Annotated in this window: 19 protein-coding genes and 1 tRNA gene; 11 read left to right on the plus strand and 9 right to left on the minus strand. The window is 73.5% G+C overall.

The window, feature by feature from the left end:
* Positions 1-118 precede the first annotated feature (118 nt).
* Both CFP66_RS11120 and CFP66_RS11125 read right to left on the minus strand, forming a co-directional pair.
* Positions 119-203 (minus strand) — tRNA-Ser (locus CFP66_RS11120).
* 25 nt (positions 204-228) lie between these two features.
* Entirely contained in the window at positions 229-1389 is a 1161-nt protein-coding gene (locus CFP66_RS11125; RefSeq protein WP_233159318.1) for an endonuclease/exonuclease/phosphatase family protein, read from the minus strand.
* Between the two features lie 90 nt (positions 1390-1479).
* Here CFP66_RS11125 and CFP66_RS11130 point away from each other — a divergent pair, with 90 nt between their 5' ends.
* A complete protein-coding gene (locus tag CFP66_RS11130; RefSeq protein ID WP_094922782.1) occupies positions 1480-2427 on the plus strand; it encodes a neutral zinc metallopeptidase in 948 nt (315 codons plus the stop codon).
* A 4-nt stretch (positions 2428-2431) separates the two neighbouring features.
* Here CFP66_RS11130 and CFP66_RS11135 read toward each other — a convergent pair whose 3' ends face one another.
* Positions 2432-3094 carry a GNAT family N-acetyltransferase gene (locus CFP66_RS11135; protein WP_094922784.1) on the minus strand — a complete coding sequence of 221 codons (663 nt, stop codon included), beginning with the start codon at positions 3092-3094 and terminating at the stop codon, positions 2432-2434.
* Positions 3095-3148: 54 nt separating this feature from the next.
* Between CFP66_RS11135 and CFP66_RS11140 the strand changes: the two genes are divergently transcribed.
* The 5 genes from CFP66_RS11140 to CFP66_RS11160 all read left to right on the plus strand — a co-directional run bounded on the left by CFP66_RS11140 (position 3149) and on the right by CFP66_RS11160 (position 7534).
* On the plus strand, positions 3149-4135 hold the full coding sequence (locus CFP66_RS11140; RefSeq protein ID WP_094922786.1) for an NAD(P)H-quinone oxidoreductase: 987 nt from the start codon (positions 3149-3151) through the stop codon (positions 4133-4135).
* A gap of 62 nt (positions 4136-4197) precedes the next feature.
* Entirely contained in the window at positions 4198-4758 is a 561-nt protein-coding gene (locus CFP66_RS11145; RefSeq protein WP_094922787.1) for a bacterial proteasome activator family protein, read from the plus strand.
* A 205-nt stretch (positions 4759-4963) separates the two neighbouring features.
* The gene (locus tag CFP66_RS11150; protein WP_094923112.1) at positions 4964-5839 is read left to right on the plus strand and encodes an ABC transporter permease; all 876 of its coding nucleotides are present in this window, start codon (positions 4964-4966) and stop codon (positions 5837-5839) included.
* A gap of 7 nt (positions 5840-5846) precedes the next feature.
* Positions 5847-6611: an ABC transporter ATP-binding protein gene (locus CFP66_RS11155; RefSeq protein WP_094922789.1), complete on the plus strand. Its 765-nt coding sequence runs from the start codon at positions 5847-5849 to the stop codon at positions 6609-6611.
* Positions 6608-7534 carry a glycosyltransferase gene (locus CFP66_RS11160; protein ID WP_094922791.1) on the plus strand — a complete coding sequence of 309 codons (927 nt, stop codon included), beginning with the start codon at positions 6608-6610 and terminating at the stop codon, positions 7532-7534. The genes CFP66_RS11155 and CFP66_RS11160 overlap by 4 nt, the downstream gene beginning before the upstream one ends.
* Here CFP66_RS11160 and CFP66_RS11165 read toward each other — a convergent pair whose 3' ends face one another.
* Positions 7535-8233, minus strand: coding sequence for a helix-turn-helix transcriptional regulator (locus tag CFP66_RS11165; RefSeq protein ID WP_094922792.1), 699 nt, complete (start codon positions 8231-8233; stop codon positions 7535-7537). It lies immediately after the preceding gene.
* A 94-nt stretch (positions 8234-8327) separates the two neighbouring features.
* Between CFP66_RS11165 and CFP66_RS11170 the strand changes: the two genes are divergently transcribed.
* Positions 8328-8750, plus strand: a complete 423-nt coding sequence (locus tag CFP66_RS11170; protein ID WP_094922794.1) for a nuclear transport factor 2 family protein — start codon at positions 8328-8330, stop codon at positions 8748-8750.
* A 2-nt stretch (positions 8751-8752) separates the two neighbouring features.
* Here CFP66_RS11170 and CFP66_RS11175 read toward each other — a convergent pair whose 3' ends face one another.
* Positions 8753-9163 (minus strand): GtrA family protein, encoded by a 411-nt coding sequence (locus CFP66_RS11175; RefSeq protein ID WP_094922795.1) that lies wholly within the window; start codon positions 9161-9163, stop codon positions 8753-8755.
* Positions 9164-9218: 55 nt separating this feature from the next.
* Here CFP66_RS11175 and CFP66_RS11180 point away from each other — a divergent pair, with 55 nt between their 5' ends.
* Entirely contained in the window at positions 9219-10913 is a 1695-nt protein-coding gene (locus tag CFP66_RS11180) for a DUF885 domain-containing protein (RefSeq protein ID WP_094922797.1), read from the plus strand.
* Between the two features lie 797 nt (positions 10914-11710).
* Here CFP66_RS11180 and CFP66_RS11185 read toward each other — a convergent pair.
* A complete protein-coding gene (locus CFP66_RS11185; RefSeq protein ID WP_094922798.1) occupies positions 11711-12316 on the minus strand; it encodes a DUF1707 domain-containing protein in 606 nt (201 codons plus the stop codon).
* Between the two features lie 89 nt (positions 12317-12405).
* Here CFP66_RS11185 and CFP66_RS11190 point away from each other — a divergent pair, with 89 nt between their 5' ends.
* Both CFP66_RS11190 and CFP66_RS11195 read left to right on the plus strand, forming a co-directional pair.
* The gene (locus CFP66_RS11190) at positions 12406-13764 is read left to right on the plus strand and encodes an FAD-binding oxidoreductase (protein WP_094922800.1); all 1359 of its coding nucleotides are present in this window, start codon (positions 12406-12408) and stop codon (positions 13762-13764) included.
* Positions 13764-14519, plus strand: a complete 756-nt coding sequence (locus CFP66_RS11195; RefSeq protein WP_094922801.1) for a decaprenylphospho-beta-D-erythro-pentofuranosid-2-ulose 2-reductase — start codon at positions 13764-13766, stop codon at positions 14517-14519. The genes CFP66_RS11190 and CFP66_RS11195 overlap by 1 nt, the downstream gene beginning before the upstream one ends.
* 13 nt (positions 14520-14532) lie before the next feature.
* Here CFP66_RS11195 and CFP66_RS11200 read toward each other — a convergent pair whose 3' ends face one another.
* The 3 genes from CFP66_RS11200 to CFP66_RS11210 form a co-directional block, all read right to left on the minus strand.
* Positions 14533-15540 carry a hypothetical protein gene (locus tag CFP66_RS11200; RefSeq protein WP_143517217.1) on the minus strand — a complete coding sequence of 336 codons (1008 nt, stop codon included), beginning with the start codon at positions 15538-15540 and terminating at the stop codon, positions 14533-14535.
* Positions 15541-15646: 106 nt separating this feature from the next.
* Entirely contained in the window at positions 15647-17083 is a 1437-nt protein-coding gene (locus tag CFP66_RS11205) for an acyltransferase (RefSeq protein WP_158228065.1), read from the minus strand.
* Between the two features lie 230 nt (positions 17084-17313).
* Positions 17314-17952: a nitroreductase family protein gene (locus CFP66_RS11210; protein WP_094922806.1), complete on the minus strand. Its 639-nt coding sequence runs from the start codon at positions 17950-17952 to the stop codon at positions 17314-17316.
* Between the two features lie 136 nt (positions 17953-18088).
* Here CFP66_RS11210 and CFP66_RS11215 point away from each other — a divergent pair, with 136 nt between their 5' ends.
* On the plus strand, positions 18089-21094 hold the full coding sequence (locus CFP66_RS11215) for an arabinosyltransferase domain-containing protein (protein WP_158228066.1): 3006 nt from the start codon (positions 18089-18091) through the stop codon (positions 21092-21094).
* Positions 21095-21195: the final 101 nt, after the last annotated feature.

Raw genomic sequence — 21195 nt, forward strand, 5'->3', positions numbered from 1 at the left:
TCCGGGCACTGTCCTGCGCGAACGGGACGAGGCCGAGCCGGAGCCCTGTGTCTCCGGCAGATCGAACCTCAGAGCCGTCTGAGCGCGTCCAGAGCTGCAACCGCATCTGTCAGGACCGCGGAAGCGGAGGGATTCGAACCCCCGAACCCTTGCGGGTCTCTCGCTTTCAAGGCGAGTGCATTCGGCCGCTCTGCCACGCTTCCGCCGGTCAGGGTAGCGGGCGGCGGGTCAGCGCACGCGAAGGTCCACCCACGTCGCGTGGTGGTCGGAGACGTCGTTCAGCCGCGCCAGCGGGTCGGCGGCCACCGGCCAGAACACGCCGCTGCTCAGGACGTCCAACGGGCGGGAGGGCAGCACGTAGTCGACGCGCAGGTTGCCCGGCTCGGGCTCGGCGAAATCGGCGGTGTCCAGGCGCGGGTCGCCCTCGTGGCCGGCGTTCGCCGCTTCGGCCGCACCGTCGGAACCGGGCGCGGGGTCCTGCACGCGGTGCGCGGTGAGCAGTTGCTGCGCGGCGCCGGGGACCGAGTCGCCGTCGAACGGGTCGGAGTTGTGGTCGCCCAGGATCACGAACCGTTCGCCGCCGCCGAGGCCGCCGCGGCCGCCGGCGTCGTCGTAGAGCGCGTCGGCGTCGCGACCGGGCTGCACGTAGTGGCGCCAGAACGCGATCTCGTCGGCGTTGCGCAGCCCGTTGCGGTCCTCCGGGCCGTCGAACGTCGGCGGGGTCGGGTGGGCCGCCAGCACGTGCAGGGTGCGCTCGCCGATGCGCACGGGCACGTCCCAGTGCGACTTCGACGACAGCGGCAGCGCCGCCAGCTCCTCCGGGGAGTAGAAGCCCTCGGGCAACCGGGCGCCGGGCAGGTCCTTCCACAGGAAGTGCTGGAACGTCCGGGCCGCCGCGGTATCGATCGGGAAGCGGGAGAGCACGAGCATCCCGTACTGGCCGGGGAACTCCCCGAACCCGAGCGCATCGTTGCCGCCGCCGACGGTGCCGTCGTTGTCCAGGTCGAACCCGCTCGGCACGCCCGTGTTGACCGGTGCGGTGAACGCGTGCGGGTACTCGATGGGCTCGGCGCCGTTCTGGCCGCGCTCGAGGTAGTTGTCGCGGAAGAGGTCCACGGCCGCGGGGTCGTGGTCGAACTCGTTGACCAGCAGCACGTCCGGCCGCACCCGCTGCACCACCTCGGCCACCTCGCGGGCCTGCGGGTCGTCCGGCGTGGACAGGTCCGCCACGAGCTCGCCCTCGGCGGCCCGGTTGAGCGACGCGTTGAACGTCGCGACCCGGACCTGCTCGGGCGGAGCGGCGGCCGCGGGCCCGGCAAGCACGACGGGGGCGACCAGCGCGAGGAGCGCAGGGAGCACGCGGGGCAGCGGCATGGCGTGCGGCGACATGGGCGTCACCCTGACAGGCGAGCGTGAACGCCCGATGACGGCGGACGGGCACCCAGGTGTGGTGGGATCTGCACGAGCGCGGGAGGCGGCATGCGGTTCGACGAGAACGCCCAGCTGGACACGTCGCAGATCGACGACCTGCGCGGCGGCGGAGGTGGTCGCGGGGGCGGGGGCCTCGGCGGGCGCGTGGCAGCAGGCGGTGGTGGGCTCGGTGTCGTCGGCCTGATCCTCTACTTCCTGCTGACGCAGCTGGGTGGCACCGGCGGTGGCGGCGGGGGGTACGCGCTGCCGGGCGGCCTCGGAGGGCTGGCCGAGGGCGAGACCACCGACACCTCCCAGGCGGCGCAGAGCTGCCGCTCCGGAGCCGACGCCAACTCCGAGCTGGACTGCGAGGTCGTCGCCGTCGTCAACTCGCTCGACGGCTACTGGAGCGACGCGCTCGCCCGCTCCGGGGTCACCTACCAGCCGCCGCGCACCAACTTCTTCAGCGGCTCCGTGCGCACGGGCTGCGGCAGCGCCTCCTCGGCCGTCGGGCCGTTCTACTGCCCGGGCGACAACGAGATCTACATCGACCTCAGCTTCTACCAGGAGCTGGAGAGCCGCTTCGGTGCGCAGGGCGGTCCGTTCGCCCGGGCGTACGTGATGGCGCACGAGTTCGGGCACCACATCCAGGCGTTGCTCGGTACGAACTCCCGGGTCCGGCCCGGCGAGACCGGTCCGACGTCGGGCTCGGTGCGCCTCGAGCTGCAGGCCGACTGCTACGCGGGGGTCTGGGCTGCGCACGCGGAATCGACGCCGACCGAGTCCGGGGAGCCGCTGATCACCGGCATCACGCAGGACGACATCGCGGCCGCCCTGGACACGGCGGCCCGCATCGGCGACGACTACATCCAGAGCGAGCTCGGAGGCGGCCAGGTCGACGAGAGCCAGTTCAGCCACGGCAGCTCCGATCAGCGCGAACGCTGGTTCACCACCGGGTACGAGACGGGGGACCCCGCGCAATGCGACACGTTCGCACGCGGCGTGGACCTCGGATAGCCGCTCAGGCGTCGAGGCCGAGCAGGGGGCGGCAGGCGTCCAGGCCCTCGACCTGCAGCGTCCACGACGGGCGGACGAACTCGTCGGGAGTGAGCAGCAGGCGCACCTGCTCGGCGCGCTGCTCGCGCCGCGTCTCCCACAGGGACCCGTCGGCCCGGTAGCCCAGCTTCGCCGAGACCCGGCGCGAGGCCACGTTGTCGGTGAACGCCCCGGAGCGGGCGCGCACGGCACCGAGGTGGTCGAACGCGAAGGCGAGGACGGCGGCGCGCATCTCCGTGCCGATGCCGCGGCCCTGGTGGCGCAGGCCGATCCAGGAGCCCGTCTCGACCTCGCGCAGGATCGAGAAGTCGCGGCCGGTCAGGCCCTGCGTACCGATGACCCGCCCGTCGAGGCGGACGAGGAAGTTGATCGGCCAGCGCTCGGGGGCGAGCTGGGCCCGCTGTCCCCAGAAGAACTGCAGTGCACCCCGGCCCAGGTCGCGCGGGTCGGCGTCGGTCCACGGCGCGGAGAAGGGCATCTCCTCCGGCGGGTGCACCCCGTGGTGGGCTTCCTCCACGAGCTCGAGCAGCCCCGCGTCGTCGTCGGGGCGAAGCTCCAGGCGCGGGGTGCGCAGCACGAGGTGACGCAGGGGCCAGGGCTCAGGGTGGTTCGGCTCCGGGCTGTTCATGGCGCCACCTTGCCGGAGCGGCGCGACCGCCCTCGACCGAATAGCGTCACGGACATGCGTGCGATCACTGTGCGGAAGCCGGGCGGCCCGGAAGCACTCGAGTGGACCGAGGTCCCCGACCCGGTGGCGGGGCCCGGCGAGGTGGTGCTCGACGTCGCGGCGAGCGCGGTGAACCGGGCCGACCTGCTGCAGCGCCAGGGCAACTACCCGCCGCCGCCGGGCGCCTCCGACATCATCGGGCTGGAGTGCTCCGGCCGGGTCGCCGCGCTCGGCGAGGGCGTCACGGGATGGACGGTCGGCGACGAGGTGTGCGCCCTGCTCGCCGGCGGTGGCTACGCCGAGAAGGTCGCGGTGCCGGCCGCGCAGCTGCTGCCGCTCCCGTCCGGCGTCGACCTCGTGACGGCCGGGGGGCTGCCCGAGGTGGCGTGCACGGTCTGGTCGAACGTCGTGGCCGCCGGGCGCCTGTCGGCGGGCGAGACGTTCCTCGTGCAGGGCGGGAGCAGCGGGATCGGGACGCACGCGATCCAGGTGGCCAAGGCGCTCGGCGCGCGGGTGGCCGCCACCGCCGGAACGCCGGAGCGCCTGGAGCGCTGCCGCGAGCTCGGCGCCGACATCGTGATCGACTACCACGACGACGTGCCCGCGGCGCTCAAGGAGGCCACCGACGGGCGTGGCGCCGACGTCATCCTCGACAACATGGGGGCGAAGGGCTTCGCCGCCAACCTGAGCGCTCTCGCCACCGACGGTCGACTGCTGATCATCGGGATGCAGGGCGGCACGAAGGCGGAGTTCGACATCGGCAAGCTGCTGCGCAAGCGCGGCAGCGTCACGGCGATGGGCCTGCGCGGGCGTCCGGTGGACGGCCCGAACGGCAAGGGCGCGGTGGTCGCGGGCGTGCGCGAGCAGGTGTGGCCGCTGCTGGCCGACGGCCGGGTCCGCCCGATCGTGCACGCCAGTGTTCCCATGCCCGACGCCGCGCAGGGCCACGCCCAGCTGGAGGCCGGCGGCGTCGTCGGGAAGATCCTGCTGACCCTCCCGTGAGTGGATACGGGTGCTCCAGCACTCGTATCCACCCACGGCTGGTGGATCGGTACCGTGGTGCGGTGAGCCAGCCAACCGAGCACAACAGCGGCGACAACGGCGAGCAGCAGGTCGTGGTCATCGGCCCCGACGGGCGGCCGGTCGGCATGGCCCGGGTGCCGCAGGACGGCGAGGACGCCGGGGAGCAGGGTGTGGACTCCATGGTCGAGCAACCGGCCAAGGTCATGCGGATCGGCACCATGATCAAGCAGCTGCTCGAGGAGGTGCGCGCCGCGCCGCTGGACGAGGCGTCGCGCAACCGGCTCCGCGAGATCCACGAGAACTCGATAAAGGAGCTCGAGGACGGCCTCGCGCCCGAGCTGCGCGACGAGCTGCACCGCCTCAGCCTCCCCTTCACCGACGACTCCACGCCGTCCGACGCCGAGCTGCGGATCGCGCAGGCGCAGCTCGTCGGCTGGCTGGAGGGCCTGTTCCACGGCATCCAGACCGCCCTGTTCGCGCAGCAGATGGCCGCCCGCCAGCAGCTGGAGCAGATGCGCCGCGGTCTCCCGCCGGGCGCCGCCGCGCCGCAGCCGGGCCAGGAGGGCGGCGGCCTCGGCCGCGGCACCGGCCAGTACCTCTAGTTCCGACGGGGCGAGCAGTGGCAGGAGGCGGTGTCGTGGCCGCCGGTACGAGGAGCACCGTCGCCTCGTCGGGCCGACGTCCGGAAGGTCCCGAACGGGCGGTGTCCCGGCGCGCGATCAGCAGCCGCCGGTTGCAGACGGTCGCGACCGCACCGCCGGACGCGCCCCCGACCGCCGCCGGTACCCTCGCCGGGTGGCCCAGACGATGACCACTGGCGACGACCGGGCCGAGGACTCCACCTCGGCCGGGCCCGTGGTGGTCGATGTGCCCGACTCCCGGAGCTGGCGACGCGCGTTCGGCGACCTCGCGCAGGGCTGGCGGCAGCGGCCGCTGTGGGGCTACCTGGGCTGGCAAGACATCAAGCAGCGCTACCGCCGCTCGGTGCTCGGACCGCTGTGGGTCAGCATCAGCATGGCGGTGGTGGCCACCGCGATGGGGATCCTCTACGGCGCCCTGTTCGGCGAGGACATCAAGACGTTCCTGCCCTACGTCGCCACGGGCCTGCTGATCTGGTACTTCGTCGACGGCTGCATCCGCGAGGGCAGCGAGGTCTTCATCGCCAACGAGGGTCTGATCAGGTTCCTGCCCGCCCCGTTGAGCCTGCACGTCTACCGGCTGGTGTGGCGCCAGACCCTGTTCTTCCTGCACAACCTGGTCGTGTGGGCCGTCCTGATGATCATCTTCCCGCACCCGCTGGGCTGGTCGCTGCTGCTGGCGATCCCCGCCTTCGTGGTGCTCGTGCTCAACGGCGCGTGGATCGCGGTGCTCGCCGGGATCATCGCCACCCGGTTCCGGGACATCCCGCCGATCATCGCGAGCCTGACGCAGCTGCTGTTCTTCATGACGCCGATCGTCTGGCAGTACGAGACGCTGCTGAAGAACCCCGCGGTCGCCGAACGGGCCCGCATCGCGGAGTTCAACCCGGTGATGCACTACGTCGCGATCCTCCGCCAGCCGCTGCTGGGCCAGGAGATCGTCTGGCGCCACTGGTACGTGGTCGGCACCATCACCGTGGTCGGGTGCTGCGCCGCGCTGGTCTTCCTCCGCAACTACCGCTCCCGCGTCGCGTACTGGGTCTGAGGAACGCATGGTCAGCATCGACATCGAGGGCGCAGCCGTCGACTTCCCGATCTTCGACGCGAAGACGCGCTCGTTGAAGAAGGCCGTACTGGGCCGCGCGGGAGGGCGGATCGGCACCGACTCGAAGGTTCCGATCATCGAGGCGCTCCGCGACATCACGGTGTCCCTGCACCAGGGCGCACGCGTGGCTCTGGTCGGGCACAACGGTGCGGGCAAGTCCACCCTGCTGCGGCTGATGTCGGGCATCTACGAGCCCACCCGGGGCCGCGCGAGCGTCGTCGGCAAGGTGGCGCCGGTGTTCGACCTCGCGGTCGGGATGGACCCGGAGATCTCCGGGCTGGAGAACATCATCATCCGCGGGCTTTTCCTGGGCATGACCCGCAAGCAGATGGAGTCGCGCCTCGACGACATCGCCGAGTTCACCGAGCTCGGCGACTACCTGTCGATGCCCCTGCGCACGTACTCCACGGGCATGCGGGTGCGGCTCGCCCTCGGCGTCGTCACCAGCATCGACCCGGAGATCCTCCTGCTCGACGAAGGCATCGGCGCCGTCGACGCCGAGTTCCTCGCCAAGGCCCGCGACCGGCTCAACGAGCTGGTGGAGCGCTCCGGCATCCTGGTGTTCGCCTCGCACTCCGACGAGTTCCTCGCCGACCTGTGCGACACGGCGATCTGGATGGACCAGGGCACCATCCGCGAGCACGGTCCGCTGCGCGACGTGCTGCGCCACTACAAGGGACGTGACGTGCTGGCCGAGATCGACGCCCGGTGAACGCAGCTCCACTCGCGCCCGGATCGGTCGTCGCGGTGGTCGTCACCCGGCACCGCACCGAGCTGCTCACCGAGTCGCTCGCCGCGCTGACGAAGCAGGGCCACCCGATCGCCCACCTGATCGTCGTCGACAACGGCCCGGACCAGCCGGCGCAGGCCGTGGTCGAGGGCTGCGGCCTGCCCGCCACGTGGATCCCGTCGTGGACCAACCTCGGCGGCGCCGGTGGCTTCGCTCTCGGCATGCTGCACGCGCTCGCCATGGGCGCCGAGTGGATCTGGATCGGCGACGACGACGGCTACCCCGCCGACGAGTCCACGCTCGCCACGCTGATCGACCTGGCCGAGCGGCGCGGGCTCGCCGCCGTCTCCCCCACCGTCGCCGACAAGGCCGACCCGGACCGGCTCGCGTTCCCCGTCCGGCGCGGGCTCACCTGGCACCGCTCGCGCGCCGAGCTGGCCGCCGACGTCCAGCACGGGGCCGATGAGGAGCTGCTGCCCGGGATCGCGGCGCTGATGAACGGCGCCCTGTTCCGCGCGTCCACGCTCGACGTCGTCGGCGTGCCGGATCTGCGGCTGTTCGTCCGCGGCGACGAGGTGGAGGTGCACCGGCGGCTCGTGCGCTCCGGGCTGCCGTTCGGCACCTCGTTGCGCGCCGCCTACCTGCACCCCGCGGGCTCCGACGACGACAAGCCGATGCTCGGCGGCCGGTTGCACGCCCGCGACCCCGACGACCCGGTCAAGCGCTACTACACCTACCGCAACCGCGGCTTCCTCGTCTCCCAGCCGGGCATGCGCAGGGTGGGCCTGCTGGAGATCCCCCGGTTCGCCTGGTACTTCCTCGTGACCAAACGGAGCCCGCGCGAGTTCGCGCAATGGATCCGGCTGGTGCGCCAGGGCCGCGCGGAGCGCTTCCGGCGCCCCTGATCAGGCCGGTCGGCCCAGCCACGCATCGAGCCGGCGGTCGTAGTCGGGTACCACCCGTAGGCTGCGTCCCACCCCGCGCGCGAGCCACCCCAGCTCGAGGAGCCGATGGGTGAGTGCCGCGGGCAGCGCTCCGGCCAGATGCGGCCGGCGCTGCGTCCAGTCCACGCAGACCCGAGCGAAGACCCGCCGCACCCGCTCCAGGTCCCGGGGGCCGACACCCAGGTCCGCCACGAGCCGACGCCCGACCGGTGTGAGCTCGTGATCGCGGTCGTCAACCATCCGCAGGGCACCGACCGCCGTCAACCGATCGCGCAACTCCACCCCTCGCCGGCCGGCGAGGTGGTCGTAGCAGGTCCGCGCCTCGGCGAGGGTGCGGGCCGCACGATCGGCGCGCAGCGAGCGGGCCGGCGTCGCAGGGGCCAGCTGTGCGATGGCCTCGATCGCAGCGGCCACCCGCGGTCCGGCCAGCTCGTGGTAGCGGTGCCGGCCCTGGGTGCGCACCACCACCAGGCCGCCCTCGACCAGACGGCGCAGGTGAGCGGTGGCGGTCGCCGGGTGCACCCCGGCGCGGCGGGCGAGCTCACCGGCCGGCAGGGCACATCCCTCGGCGAGCGCAGCGAGGATGGCGATCCGGCTCGGATCGCCGATCAACGACGCCACCGGGGCGAGATCACGATCGGGCACGGGGTCCCCGTCCATGCCACCACCCTGCCACGAGCACGATCAGTTCCGGACCAAAACGTCGCGTACCTAGTGTCGTGCTCGTCAACCACACGACGAAAGGCTCGACGACATGACCGGAACGACCACCACCGCCGAACAGATCGAGCACGTCTTCACCGCCTGGGACGACGCGCTCGGCGCGCAGGACCTCGACGCCGCGATGGCGCTCTACCGGGCCGACGCGACGTTGGAGAGTCCGCTGGTCCGCTACCTCCTGGGTACCGGCGAGGGCGTAGTACGCGGCCGCGAGGACCTCAGGCGCTTCGTCGAGCGGGTCTTCGCCCATCAGCCCGCCGAGCGGCGCCGGTACCGCACGGGCTTACTGGCGGGCGGCTCGCGGATCGTCTGGGAGTACCCACGCGAGTCACCGGAGGGCGACCAGATGGACATCGTCGAGGTGATGGAGATCCGCGACGGGCTGATCGCCCACCACCGCGTCTACTGGGGTTGGTTCAGCGTCGGGATGCTCACCGGTGGGGACCACCCGAGGTGACGTCAGCGGCGGAAGACCACCGTGCGCAGCATCACGAAGTTGATGACGGTGGCCGTGCCCTGGGCGATCACGAAGGCCACCGTCATGCGGAACGGCAGCTCCGGCAGCACGGTGAGCATCAAGCCGTTCATACCGACGTTGATCGCGAAGGTCGTGCCGTAGAGGAGCACGAAGCCGGCGAAGCGGGCCGAGCCGCCGTTGGTCGAGAACGTGAACCGGCGGTTCAGCAGGTACGCGGTGGTGGTGCCGACGATGAAGCCGACGGCCTTGGCGCCGTGCACCCAGAGACCGAGGGTGAACAGCGACAGGTAGACGCTCAGGTCGACGAGCGCCGAGAACGCGCCGATCGCCACGAACCTGCTCAGCTGCGCGGCCAGACCGCGCGGTGCGGAGCTGGGACGGGTCGCGGTCACGACCCCAGGGTAACGACGCCCTCGCGGTCGCGCCGCGGGCAGGCATGATCGTGGCGTGACCACTTCCACCGACCCGAGCCGGCCCACCGGCGTGCGCGCGCTCGCCGACGACCACGTCCGCCGCCTCGCCGACCTGGACACCCGCGTGGCGACGGGGCTGGGCACCCACCCCGGCGACGACCGCGTTCCCGACCTCTCCCCCGACGGCCAGCAGGCCCTGGACGCCCTGGCGCGCGAGACCCTGGCCGCCCTTCCCACCGCCGCAGTGACCGACGAGGACGACCGGCGCTGCGCCCGCCTGCTGCGGGAACGCCTCGAGGCCGAGCTGGCGATGAGCGACTCGGGCGAGGAGCTGCGCACCGTCCGCAACATCTTCGGCCCGCACGACCAGGTGCGCCGGCTGTTCGAGCTGATGCCGACGACCACACCCGACGACTGGGCGGTCGTCGCCCGCCGGATGGCGCGGGTCCCCGAGGCCTACCGCGGCTGGGTCGCCACGCTCACCGAGGGGGCGGCGCGCGGGCTGTTCGCGGCACCGCGGCAGGTCTCCACGGTGGTGGGGCAGCTCGACCAGTGGCTCTCCGGTGAGGGCGGCTCGTGGTTCCACACGTTCGCGGCGAAGGCGCCGGACGGCACCGCACCCGCCGTCCGGTCCGAGCTCGCGACCGCCGCCACCGCCGCCGCCGAGGCCGTCACCGCCCTGCGCGAGCACCTGGCCGGCACCTACCTGCCCGCCGCCGAGGGCACCCCGGACGCGGTCGGGGAGCAGCGGTACCGCATCGGTGCGCGGATGAGCACCGGCGCCGACCTCGACCTGGCCGAGGCGTACGCGTGGGGCTGGGAGGAGTTCCGCCGCCTCGACGCCGAGATGCGCCGCGAGGCCGACACCGTGCTGCCCGGCGCCGACCCGGTGAGCGCCATGCGTCACCTCGACGCCAACGGCGACGCCGTCGAGGGCGTCGAGGAGGTGCGCGCCTGGCTGCAGCAGATGATGGACACGGCGATGGTCGAGCTGGACGGCGCGCACTTCGACATCGCGCCGCCGGTGCGCGCCGTCGAGGCGATGATCGCGCCGGCGGGCAGCGCCGCCGCGCCCTACTACACGCGCCCGTCGCTCGACTTCGCGCGTCCCGGCCGCACCTGGCTGCCCACGATGGGCGAGACCCGCTTCCCGCTGTGGAACCTGATCAGCACCTGGTACCACGAGGGCGTGCCGGGCCACCACCTGCAGCTGGCCCAGTGGACGCACCTCGCCGACCGGCTCTCCACCTACCAGACCTCGCTGGGCGCGATCTCCGGCAACATCGAGGGCTGGGCGCTGTACGCCGAGCGACTGATGGACGAGCTGGGCTACCTGACGCTGCCCGGCGCCCGCATCGGCTACCTCGACGCGCAGCAGATGCGCGCGATCCGCGTGGTCATCGACATCGGCATGCACCTGGAGCTGCGCGTGCCGGCCGACTCGCCGCTGCACGCCGGGCAGCGCTGGACGCCGGAGGTCGCCCGCGAGTTCTTCGGCGCGCACTCCGGGCGGCCGCCGGCGTTCCTCGACAGCGAGATCGTGCGCTACCTCGGCTGGCCCGGTCAGGCGATCAGCTACAAGCTCGGGGAGCGCGCGTGGCTCGCCGGGCGGGACGCGGCGCGCGCGGCCCGCGGCGCGGACTTCGACCTGAAGTCCTGGCACGCCGCGGCCCTGTCCCTGGGCAGCCTGGGCCTGGACGACCTCACCGACGAGCTCGCACGCCTCTGAGCCGTTCGTCGCCTCCCGGTGGTCTCCGCCGCGCGGCCGGTGGCGGGGGCGCCGGCGACGAACCGCCCCGGCCGTCCCATGCGGATGTTGATCGCTGCGAGAAGCACCTGACGTCGCCGCGACAGCACCCACGCACTTCTCGGACCGATCACCCGGCCCTGATCACTCCGACAAGTACGCCACCGTCGCAGCACCCGCACCCAGGTGCCGATCAGACCGATCGCCGCGGACCGCGTCCGGACCAACAGCCCGCGGTGCAGGCCTGATCGATTCGGCAACAGCCTCCCCTGCAGCGCATGTCCCGATCCCACCGATCACGTGGGTGAACACGCCTCGAACCGGCCCGATGATCACCGGTAAGGGACGGAACGGGACCACCGCAAGGTGCGCGAGCACCCAGCATGGGCGGTCTCTCCGGAACGGGCCTGGGCCCCCGCCGGGGACGGCCGCCCACCCAGCCCCGATACTCGGCAGTTGTGCCGGCCCGGCCACCCCGTCGACGGGCGGGATCCTGGGAAACCCGCCGATCGCACGGAAGGCCGGGACCGGGTGTGAGGCAGCGGCCGCGAGCCGGGAACGGCGCGCCCACAGGAGATTCCATGAGCACGTAGACGTGAGACGGATTGGATTTCCTGAACCCGGAGCACGACTGGCAGGAGAGGCCACACACCCCGACTCGCCGGGGCAAGAACCCGACTCGCGGGATCTGGGGCGCGACTCGCGGGGTCTGGAACCCGACTCGAACCGATCATGCAGCGCTCAGCATGTCTCACCGCTACCGGACGAGCGCTCGGACGTCAGAAGTAGCGGCCCGCGATCCGGTAGCGGCGCCGCACCGTCACCGAACCCATCCCGGCCCGGCCGTGCAGCACGAAGTGGGGCACGCCGGGCCGTCGGACCGACGGGACGCTGCTCTTGACGGTGCCCATGCCCGCGACGACGTCGTCGACGTTGGCCGTGGCCTCGTCGGGAAGAAGGAGCTTCGCCGACCCCGCGCCCAGATCGACCTCGATGTCGATGACGGGGTAGCGGATCGTCGCGTCGCAGAAGTCGAGGACGACCGACCCCATCGCGCTGTGCACCTGCAGGCGCGCCGGCACGTCCCAGGCACCGCTGCGCTTGATGGTGGACATCCCGGCGCGCAGGACGACCGGCGGCGCATCGGACGGCACCTCCACCACGGCCGCGCCGGCGACGACGTCGGCGCCCGGCAGGTCGGCCAGCGGTGGGCGCAGGTCGGCCTCGTAGCGGGCCGCGTAGACGACCGCGAGCCGCTCCTCCAGCTCGCTCAGCGTGATCCGGCCCTCCGCGAGCGCCTGGTGCAGCTGTTGCGCGGCCTTCTCACGGTCGGCATCGGAGATGCGGATCCCGCGGGGCTCGGGCGACGACGGCGACTCGCTCACGGGCGCAGCCTAACGGCGCGTGCCCGGCGCGGGAGCCGCCCTCGGTGGAGGCGCGAGCGCGATTCCGCCGAGCGCTACCCTGGCCCGCGATGCCCGAGACCACGAGCCTGCGCGGCTGGGGACGCACCGCGCCCACCCTGGCGACCGTCCTGCACCCCCGCTCGGCCGAGGAGGTGGCGGCGGCGATCACCGCCGCGGGGCCGCGCGGGATCATCGCCCGCGGGCTCGGACGCTCCTACGGCGACCCGGCCCAGAACGCCGGTGGCGGCGTGCTGGACATGACCGGGCTCGCCACGATCCACTCCATCGACACCGACTCCGGCCTGGTGGACCTCGACGCCGGCGTCAGCCTGGACACCCTGATGCGCGCCGCGCTGCCGCACGGCCTGTGGGTCCCGGTGCTGCCGGGCACCCGGCAGGTCACGATCGGCGGGGCGATCGGCAGCGACATCCACGGCAAGAACCACCACACCAAGGGCAGCTTCGGCAACCACGTCCGCTCCCTGGACCTGGTGACGGCCGACGGCTCGGTCCGCAGGCTCACGCCGGACGGCCCCGAGTCCGACCTGTTCTGGGCCACCATCGGCGGGATGGGCCTGACCGGCGTGGTCGTGCGCGCCACCGTGGCGCTGCACCGCACCGAGTCGGCGTACTTCGTGGTGGACACCGACCGCACGGCCGACCTCGACGAGCTGATGGGCCTGCTCACCGACGGGTCCGACGACACCTACGGCTACTCGGCCGCCTGGTTCGACACCACCACGACGGGCGCGCAGCTGGGCCGCGCGGTGCTCACCCGCGGCTCGCTCGCCACGGTGGACCAGCTGCCGGCGAAGTTGCGCGGCGAGCCCCTGAAGTTCGACGCGCCGCAGTTGCTGGCGCTCCCGGACGTCTTCCCGAGCGGGTTGGCCAACCGCTACACGCTGCGGGCGTTCAGCGAGCTCTGGTACCGCAAGGCGCCGAAGCGCCAGCGGGGTTCCATCCAGAACATCACGGCCTTCTACCAGGTGCTCGACCTGTTCGGGGACTGGAACCGGGTGTACGGCTCGCGCGGCTTCCTGCAGTACCAGTTCCTCGTGCCGTTCGGCGAGGAGCCGACCTTCCGCCGGGTCGTCGAGAAGATCGCCGCGTCGCCGCACGCGTCGGGGCTCAACGTGCTCAAGCGCTTCGGGGATGCCAACCCGGCGCCGCTGTCGTTCCCCCGGCCGGGCTGGACGATCACCGTCGACTTCCCCGTGGAACGCGGGCTGCACCGCTTCTGCGACGAGCTGGACGAGCTGGTGCTCGGCGCGGGTGGCCGGCTCTACCTGGCGAAGGAGTCGCGCACCAGCGCGGCGGCCTTCCGCCGCGGCTACCCGCGCTTCGACGAGTGGCGCAAGGTGCGTGACGCCGTCGACCCCGAGGGGACCTTCACCTCCGACATGGCCCGCAGACTGGAGCTCAACTGATGATCGATGCCGTGGGCAACCCCCAGAGCATCCTGCTGCTCGGCGGCACGTCCGAGATCGGCCTCGCCGTCGTCGAGGCGTTCGCCAACGACCGGCCGCTGCGCGTGGTGCTCGCCGCCCGCCCGTCGCCGCGGCTCGACGCCGCGCGGGCCCGGTTGGAGGCACGCGGCTGCGCCGTGGAGACGGTCGCGTTCGACGCCTCGGAGCTCGACACCCACACCGACGTGGTGCGCAAGGCGTTCACCGGCGGCGACATCGACGTGGCGCTCGTGGCGTTCGGCCTGCTCGGCGACAACGAGCAGGCGTGGACCGACGTCCCCACCGCGGTCGAGCTGGCGCAGGTCAACTACACCGCGGCGGTCTCGGTCGGCGTCGCGCTCGCGGAGAAGCTGCGCGAGCAGGGCCACGGCGCGCTGGTGGCGTTCTCGTCCGTGGCGGGCGAGCGGGCCCGGCGCTCGAACTTCGTCTACGGCTCCACGAAGGCGGGGCTCGACGCCTTCTACACCGGGCTCACCGAGGCGCTGCGCCCGTTCGGCGTCGGCGTCACGATCGTGCGGCCCGGGTTCGTGCACACGAAGATGACCGAGGGCCTGTCGCCCGCGCCGCTGTCCACCACCCCGGAGGCCGTCGCCGCGATCACCGTCGACGCCGTCCGCAAGCACCGCGAGCTGGTCTGGGCGCCCGCGCCGCTGCGCGTGGTGATGAGCGTGCTGCGGCACGTGCCGCGCGCGGTGTTCCGCCGGCTGCCGATCTGAGGCGCGCGGGCGGTCACTCCGTCGGTGGGATCCGCTCCGGGGGCCAGGACGGCCCGGTGGGTTCCAGGGGCGTCTGCGGGTCCGGGGCGAAGTGCGGCACCGTGCCGTCCCAGAGGTACTCGATCCGCTCCACGCTGCCGGTCGAGGCCGTCGGGTCGTCCACCGGTTCGTAGATGAGCATCTCGGCGTAGGCGGGCAGGCGCGTGGTCGGGTCGAGGTAGAAGACGGCCTCGACCTGGCTGACCGAGGCACCCGACGTGCCCGGCAGCAGCGCGTGCGTCTTCGCCCGCTCCCCGATGGCGCGGAAGGCGTAGTTGAACAGCTGCATCCCGTAGCGTTTCCCGTCGCCGACGTCGAGTGCCTTGAACACCACCGGCAGCCGCACGTACTGCCGCCCGTCGTGCTCGGCCAGTGCGAGCGGGCCGGGCTGCAGGAAGCCGGGGTGCTCCTGGCGCATGGCGCGCAGGAACACGTCGGCCTCGTCGGGGGTGAGACCCGCGGTCAGCACGCCGGCGCTGACCGTGCCCGTGAGCTGCAGGCTGGCCTCGACCGAGGCCATCGGGTTCCCCCCGCTGACCGCGCAACCGCTGCTCTCGCTCCACTCCTGGTCGAAGTCGTCCCACAGGTACTCGACGCCGTCCGCGCACAGGGTGTTGAAGCCGTAGAGCTGGTGGTAGGCGTACTCGTCGGTGCGGAAGTCGAACCCGCCCTCGGTGACCCCGGGCCCGTAGTCCTCGCCGGCGAGGTAGGCGGGCACCTCGTCCACGGTCTCCATGCGGACGTGCTGCACGGGCTGGGTGAACAGGGTGAGCAGGAACTCGTCGAGCAGCGCGTCCGGGTCCACGGCCGCCAGGTCGGCGTCGGTGAGCGGGCCGTCGCGGTCGAGCGGCCCGGGGCGGTGCTCCACCGAGGTCACGACGGAGGCCTGCCCCGGCACCGCCGTCGTGAGCGAGCACCCGGCCGTGGCCAGCAGCGCCGCCGAGGCACCGACGGCCAGCGCCACCCTCACCCGTCCGGACACGGTCGTCGAGTCTGGACCATGCCGCCCGCCGCCGATCACCGCCCTCCCGTCGCGTGGGTGCAGTCCAGCGACGGGAGGGCGGCGTCCCCGGCGCCCGCGCGGCTCGTCAGCCGCCCGCGTGCAGGTACCCACCCCGGATGTACTCGGCGCGCTCGTGGTCGGCCCACATGTCCATCTCGCTGCGGTGCGCCGCGCGCCTGCGCTGCGCGTTGGCCAGCGCCGTGGCCAGCGTCGCCGGCCGGAACGGGGTCGCGGCGTGGCGGGGCTCCGGGAGGAGCGGCTCCTGCAGGGCCCCGGCCTCGGCGAGGGCCTGGCGCTTGGCGGCGAACCGGGCCGCGGCCGTGGCCAGCGCGTCGTCCTGTGTGACGGCGAGCGGCGGCACGAGGACGGGGCGGGCGCGCCGGAGCCCGAGCGCCCGGGCCGCGCGCACCGGCATCCGTGCCACGGCGGGGCCGACGGCGCGCAGCCGGCGCCGCGACGGCTCCTCGACCAGGTGGTGGGCCAGGGCCGAGGCTCCCACCGTGGCGAGTAGCACGAGCCCGCCGACCACGTGGGCGAGCACGGTGTGCGGCGCCAGCGCGGCGAACCGCCGCAGCGCGAGCCAGTACACCTCGAACAGCGGGATGTGCACGAGGTAGAGGCAGTACGACAGGCGCCCGCCGTAGACCAGCCACCGCGCCGACAGGACGGTGGCGGGCCCCCGGTCGGCCACCGCCAGCGCCGCCACGACCAGCGGGAACAGCAGCACTATCGCCCCACCGCGGCCCGGCCCGGCGAGCTCGCCGACCAGCAGGCCCGCGGCCATCAGCACCGGCAGCACGGCGGCGACGACCGACGCGCCCCACCGCGCCGTGGACGTCCAGGACAGCTTGCGCACGGCCAGGTAGGCGAGCGCGCCCGCGCCGAACCCGCACAGGATCCGGACCAGCCAGCTCCACGGGAAGTACGGCGTGCCGGCGCTCAGGTAGGCCCACGCCATGGGTGCCATGAGCAGCACCGCGGCGCAGGCGAGCACCACGACCGGGAGCCGCCGCATCCGGAACAGCACGAGCGCGGCCACCGGGAACAGCAGGTACGCGAGCCACTCGGCGCTGATCGACCAGGTGGAGCCCACCCAGGACGCACCGTCGAAGCGGGCGTCGTCCCACAGCTGCACCATGAACAGCTGCTGGACGTACTGGCCCGCGTCGAGCACCGGCTGCACGGCCTGGAACGCGATGTCGCCGCCGGACCCGACCATCGCCCGCACCACGAGCCAGATCCCGAACAGGTGCAGCACCAGCGCGTACGCGGGCCAGAGCCGGCAGGCCCGCGCCCACACGAACCGGGCCGTGGCGCGGGCACGCAGGGCGGGGCCGAGCTCGTCGAGGTAGGTGTAGGCGATCACGAACCCGCTCAGGACGAAGAACAGGTCGACCCCGAGCGCCCCCGCGGTGATCAGCGGCCCCAGCAGCCCGACGACCTCCGCGACGCCCGGCAGCGGGGTGAAGTGGAAATGGAACAGCACCACCCAGACCGCAGCCACGGCCCGCAGCCCGGTCAACCCTCGCAGTTCACCGGAGAAGGAGGCTTGAGTACCGGATGGGGTGGCCGTCGGCCTCGCGGTCGTCACGATCGGGAAAACGAAACCCGTCAGACCAGCGGTGCGAGTGACACCCGGAACGTACCTTCTTGGAGGCTCCCGTCACGGAGCGCATTCCCCCTGCTCGGCCGAACGGGTGGACGGCCACCGGCGTGTCCGCTGCGCATGACATGGCTGTAAGCCACGCAGCGCTACCAGCGGTCGAGGTGCAGGACCGTGTCGAGGGGCTCGCGGGGCGCGGGCCGGAACGTCTCACCGGTGAAGTACGCCGTGGGCAGCAGCACGCCCTGGCGCACCTGCGGCGGGATGCCGAGCAGCTCGCCGATCTCCTTCTCGTAGGGCAGGTGCAGCGTGGTCCACGCGCTGCCCAGGCCCCGCGCCCGCGCGGCGAGCTGGTAGCTCCAGGCGGCGGGGAGCAGCGAGCCCCACAGGCCCGCCTGGTTGCCCGCCGGCAGCTCCTCCCCCGCGGTGATGCAGGCGATGACGTGGACGGGCACGTCGCCCATCACCTCCGCGAGGTGGTCGGCGGAGCTGGCGACGCGCGTGCCGACCGCCTGGCGCTCGTCGCTCAGGTGCGCGTTGCGCTGCTCCCGGCCGACGCTGTAGCGCTCGTAGGAGCGCCGGTAGTAGTCACCGATCTGACGGCGCAGTCCCGCGTCGGTCACCACCATCCAGTGCCAGCCCTGCTGATTGCTCCCGGAGGGGGCCTGCAGCGCGACCTCGAGGCACTCGCGGACCAGCTCGAGCGGCACCGGGCGTTCCAGGTCGAGGCGCTTGCGGACCGAACGGGTCGTGCTGAGCAGCTCGTCAGGGGCGAGGGGAAGCGTCATGCCTCCAGATCATGCCGCCCGCCGTCGCGGACCGCCACGCGTCGGCCACGGTCGGTGCCGGGTCGCTCCCCCACCTGGGCGGCCCGTGAGGGTCACCTTCCGGGACACGTGACGGCCCGTGTCTAAGCTGCCCTCCGTGCTCTCGCCCGCCCGGACGGACCCCCCTTCCGGGCCGGGCAGCTCCCAGGGCCCGCACCGCGGCGGCTCGGACGGCGCCGCCACCCCCGCCAGTCCGGCGCGCGGCCCGCGGACGGCGGCCGGGCTGCTCGGCCTGCTCACCGTGCTCGCCGCGGTGGCGTTCCCGCTCGCACCGGTGCAGCAACCGGTCGTCGCCTACTCCTGGACGGCCACCGACGGCCCCACCGCGATCCCGCTGCTGCCCTACCAGCCGGTCGAGCTGACCGCCCGCACCACCTGCGCCACGGTCCGCGACGCGCCCGCCGGGCAGGTCCTGCTCTCCACCGTGCCGCTGCGGGCCGACCCGGCGGCCGAGCCGCTGCAGGGGCTGCGGCTCACCGCCGAGGACGGGCGGCTGCGGGTCGCGAGCACCGGGGTCGACCTCGGCGCGGTCGAGGTGCCGGCGGGCGGCTGCGAACTGTCCGTCGTCAGCGGCACCGCACGGACGTCCGTGCTGGTCGACGGCACGCCGGTGCTCGTCCGCGAGGGCGACGTGCGGCCGAACGTCGCGGGGGCGTTCTCCGAGGCGGCAGCCGGCGTCGACGTGGCGCTGCAGGCCGACACCCGCTTCGCCACCACGATCTCCCCGCTGAAGACGGCGATCGGCGTCGTCGGCGTGCTCGCGCTGCTCGGCGCGCTCCTCGCGCTCCGCGCTGCCGACCGCGCCGTCACACCGGCGGTGCGGCTGCTGCCCCGGCGGTGGTGGCGACCACGGCCGGTGGACGCGGCCGTCACCGCGGGCCTGGCCCTGTGGTGGGCCGTCGGAGCGGTCACCGTGGACGACGGCTTCATCGCCGGGATCGTGCGCAGCGCCGGCAGCAACGGGTTCATCGGCAACGCCTACCGCTGGCTGAACGCGCCGGAGGCCCCGTTCAGCTGGTTCTACGCGCTCTACCAGGCCTGGTCGCTGGTCTCGACCTCGGCACCGTGGATGCGGGTGCCGTCCACCGTGCTGGGCCTGCTGACCTGGTGGCTGCTGTCGCGCCTCGTGGTGCCCCGGCTGGGCCGGTTCGCGACGCGGCCGTCCACCCCCTGGCTGGCCGCGCTGGCCTTCGCCACCTGGTGGGTCCCCTTCGGGCTGGGGCTGCGACCGGAGCCGTGGGTGGCGGTCGGGGCGCTCGCGGTCTTCGTCGCGGTCGAGCGCGCCGTGGCCACCTCGCGGGTGCTGCCGCTGGCGGTCGGGCTCGTCCTCGCCGGTGCCACCACCGCCGTGACGCCGGGTGGGCTGCTCGCGTTCACGCCGTTCGTCGCGGCGGCACTGCCGCTGCTGCGGCTGCTGCGCAGGCGCCGGGACCTGCACGTGCTTCCCCTGGTGGCCGCGCTCGTGGCCGCACCGGCCGCGGCGATGTTCCTCATGGTGCCCGACCAGAGCCTCGCCGGGATGCTGGAGGCCGTCCGGGTGCGCGCCGTCATCGGCGGGGGCGAGCCGTGGTACGCCGAGTTCGAGCGGTACGCGCACCTGCTCGAGCCCGAGTCCTTCCAGGGCGCCATCGGGCGCCGTGCCGCGGTGCTCGTCACGCTGCTCGCCGCGGCCGGGGTGCTGTGGGCACTCCCACGCGCCCGCGCCGGCATCGCGGCCGGACCCGCGCGGCGCCTGGTCGTGGGCCTGCTGCTGAGCGTCGCCACGTTGACGCTGTCGCCGACCAAGTGGACGCAGCACTTCGGCGACCTCGGCGGGTACGGCGCCGCGGTGCTCGTGCTCGGCGCCGTCGCCTGGTCCGCGGCACCGCTGCGCGGCGCGCCCCGCACCCTGGCGGCCGGCTGGGCTGGTGCCACTGCGGTCGCCGCCGTGGTGGTGGCCGGCTACAACACCTGGCCCACCGTCGGAGCGTGGTTCGACCCGACGTTCAGCACGGTGGTGCCGCAGCTGGCCGGCGTGCCCGCACCGACGATCGTGCTGGTGTTGGGCGGCGCGGTCGTGGCCGGGCTGCTCGGCCGGTGGGCGTGGCACCGTGCGAGCGGCCCCGGGCACGGTGGCGCCGACACCGCGGCGCCACGCCGGCTGCCCGCACCCGCCACGATCGTCGCCGTACTGCTCGTGGGAGTGCTGGTACTGCAGGTGGGCGGGCTCGTCCGGGTCGCGGTCGCCCACCGGGACAGCTACACCCTCGCCGCCGACACCGCCGCCACGATCGCGGGCGAGCGCTGCGGGCTGCAGGCGCGGCTCTCGGCGGAGACCGACCCGGCCGCGGGCCTGCTGCCGATCGCGACCGGCGACCCGACCCGGCACGTCCTGCCCGTCGACGTGGGCGGGCGCACGCTGCCCGGGCTGGCGGTGGCCGGGCGCACGACGACCCCGTGGTTCGTCCTCGACGCGGAACAGCGCTCGCAGGCCCTGCCCGTGGTCGTGACCACCTCCGGATCGACCCGCCCGGGGGACGCGCTCCTCCTCGAGTTCGGCGACGGCGACCGGGTGCTCGAACAGAGGCGCCTCGACGCGGTGTCCGACGTCCCGCGCGACGTCCGCGAGCTCGCGCCACCCGGCGCCGACACCGTGCGGCTGACCATCGATGCACCGGTGTCCGGCGGCCGGCCGGGCGCCGTGGTGTCCTTGCCGCGCGTGCCGCGCCTGACACCGATGTCGCAGGTGCTGCCTGCGGGCAGCACCGCGATCCTCGACTGGCCGGTCGCGTTCCTGTTCCCCTGCCTCACCCCGGCGCCGCTGCCGCCCGGATCGGCCCCGCTCCCCGCGTGGCGCGTGGGCCCGCCGGCCGAGGACACCGCCGCCGGCATCACCTACCGGCCACGAACCGGTGGACCCTTCGCCGCACCACGACAACTGATCACCGAACGACGGATGGCCACCTACCTCACCGGCGATCCGCTCCGTGACGCCGCCCAGCTCTACCGGTGGATCCCGATCGGGCCACTCGCCGTGGCCCGGCCCACCACCACGGACCGCACGGTGGCGGGATGGCACCGCGACGGGCACGCCCGGGTACCGGAGGTGGAGGGGGTCGGCTGACCCCCGTCCGGCCCAACGCCCGGCCGGGACGCAGAATGACGTCCGGAGCCTCCCGCCCGACCGCGGGAGCGAGAAGATCGCACCGACCGGAGGACGGCCGC

This window comes from Pseudonocardia sp. MH-G8 (genome assembly GCF_002262885.1).
In the GTDB taxonomy this organism is placed as follows: domain Bacteria; phylum Actinomycetota; class Actinomycetes; order Mycobacteriales; family Pseudonocardiaceae; genus Pseudonocardia.

What these genes read in the sequence shown, in the direction of transcription:
- CFP66_RS11190 (WP_094922800.1), top strand. Translation starts at nt 12,406, where the DNA reads ATGCCCGAGACCACGAGCCTGCGCGGCTGGGGACGCACCGCGCCCACC.
- CFP66_RS11130 (WP_094922782.1), top strand. Translation starts at nt 1,480, where the DNA reads ATGCGGTTCGACGAGAACGCCCAGCTGGACACGTCGCAGATCGACGAC.
- CFP66_RS11135 (WP_094922784.1), bottom strand. Translation starts at nt 3,094, where the DNA reads ATGAACAGCCCGGAGCCGAACCACCCTGAGCCCTGGCCCCTGCGTCAC.
- CFP66_RS11210 (WP_094922806.1), bottom strand. Translation starts at nt 17,952, where the DNA reads ATGACGCTTCCCCTCGCCCCTGACGAGCTGCTCAGCACGACCCGTTCG.
- CFP66_RS11140 (WP_094922786.1), top strand. Translation starts at nt 3,149, where the DNA reads ATGCGTGCGATCACTGTGCGGAAGCCGGGCGGCCCGGAAGCACTCGAG.
- CFP66_RS11165 (WP_094922792.1), bottom strand. Translation starts at nt 8,233, where the DNA reads ATGGACGGGGACCCCGTGCCCGATCGTGATCTCGCCCCGGTGGCGTCG.
- CFP66_RS11155 (WP_094922789.1), top strand. Translation starts at nt 5,847, where the DNA reads ATGGTCAGCATCGACATCGAGGGCGCAGCCGTCGACTTCCCGATCTTC.
- CFP66_RS11195 (WP_094922801.1), top strand. Translation starts at nt 13,764, where the DNA reads ATGATCGATGCCGTGGGCAACCCCCAGAGCATCCTGCTGCTCGGCGGC.
- CFP66_RS11125 (WP_233159318.1), bottom strand. Translation starts at nt 1,389, where the DNA reads ATGTCGCCGCACGCCATGCCGCTGCCCCGCGTGCTCCCTGCGCTCCTC.
- CFP66_RS11150 (WP_094923112.1), top strand. Translation starts at nt 4,964, where the DNA reads ATGACCACTGGCGACGACCGGGCCGAGGACTCCACCTCGGCCGGGCCC.
- CFP66_RS11170 (WP_094922794.1), top strand. Translation starts at nt 8,328, where the DNA reads ATGACCGGAACGACCACCACCGCCGAACAGATCGAGCACGTCTTCACC.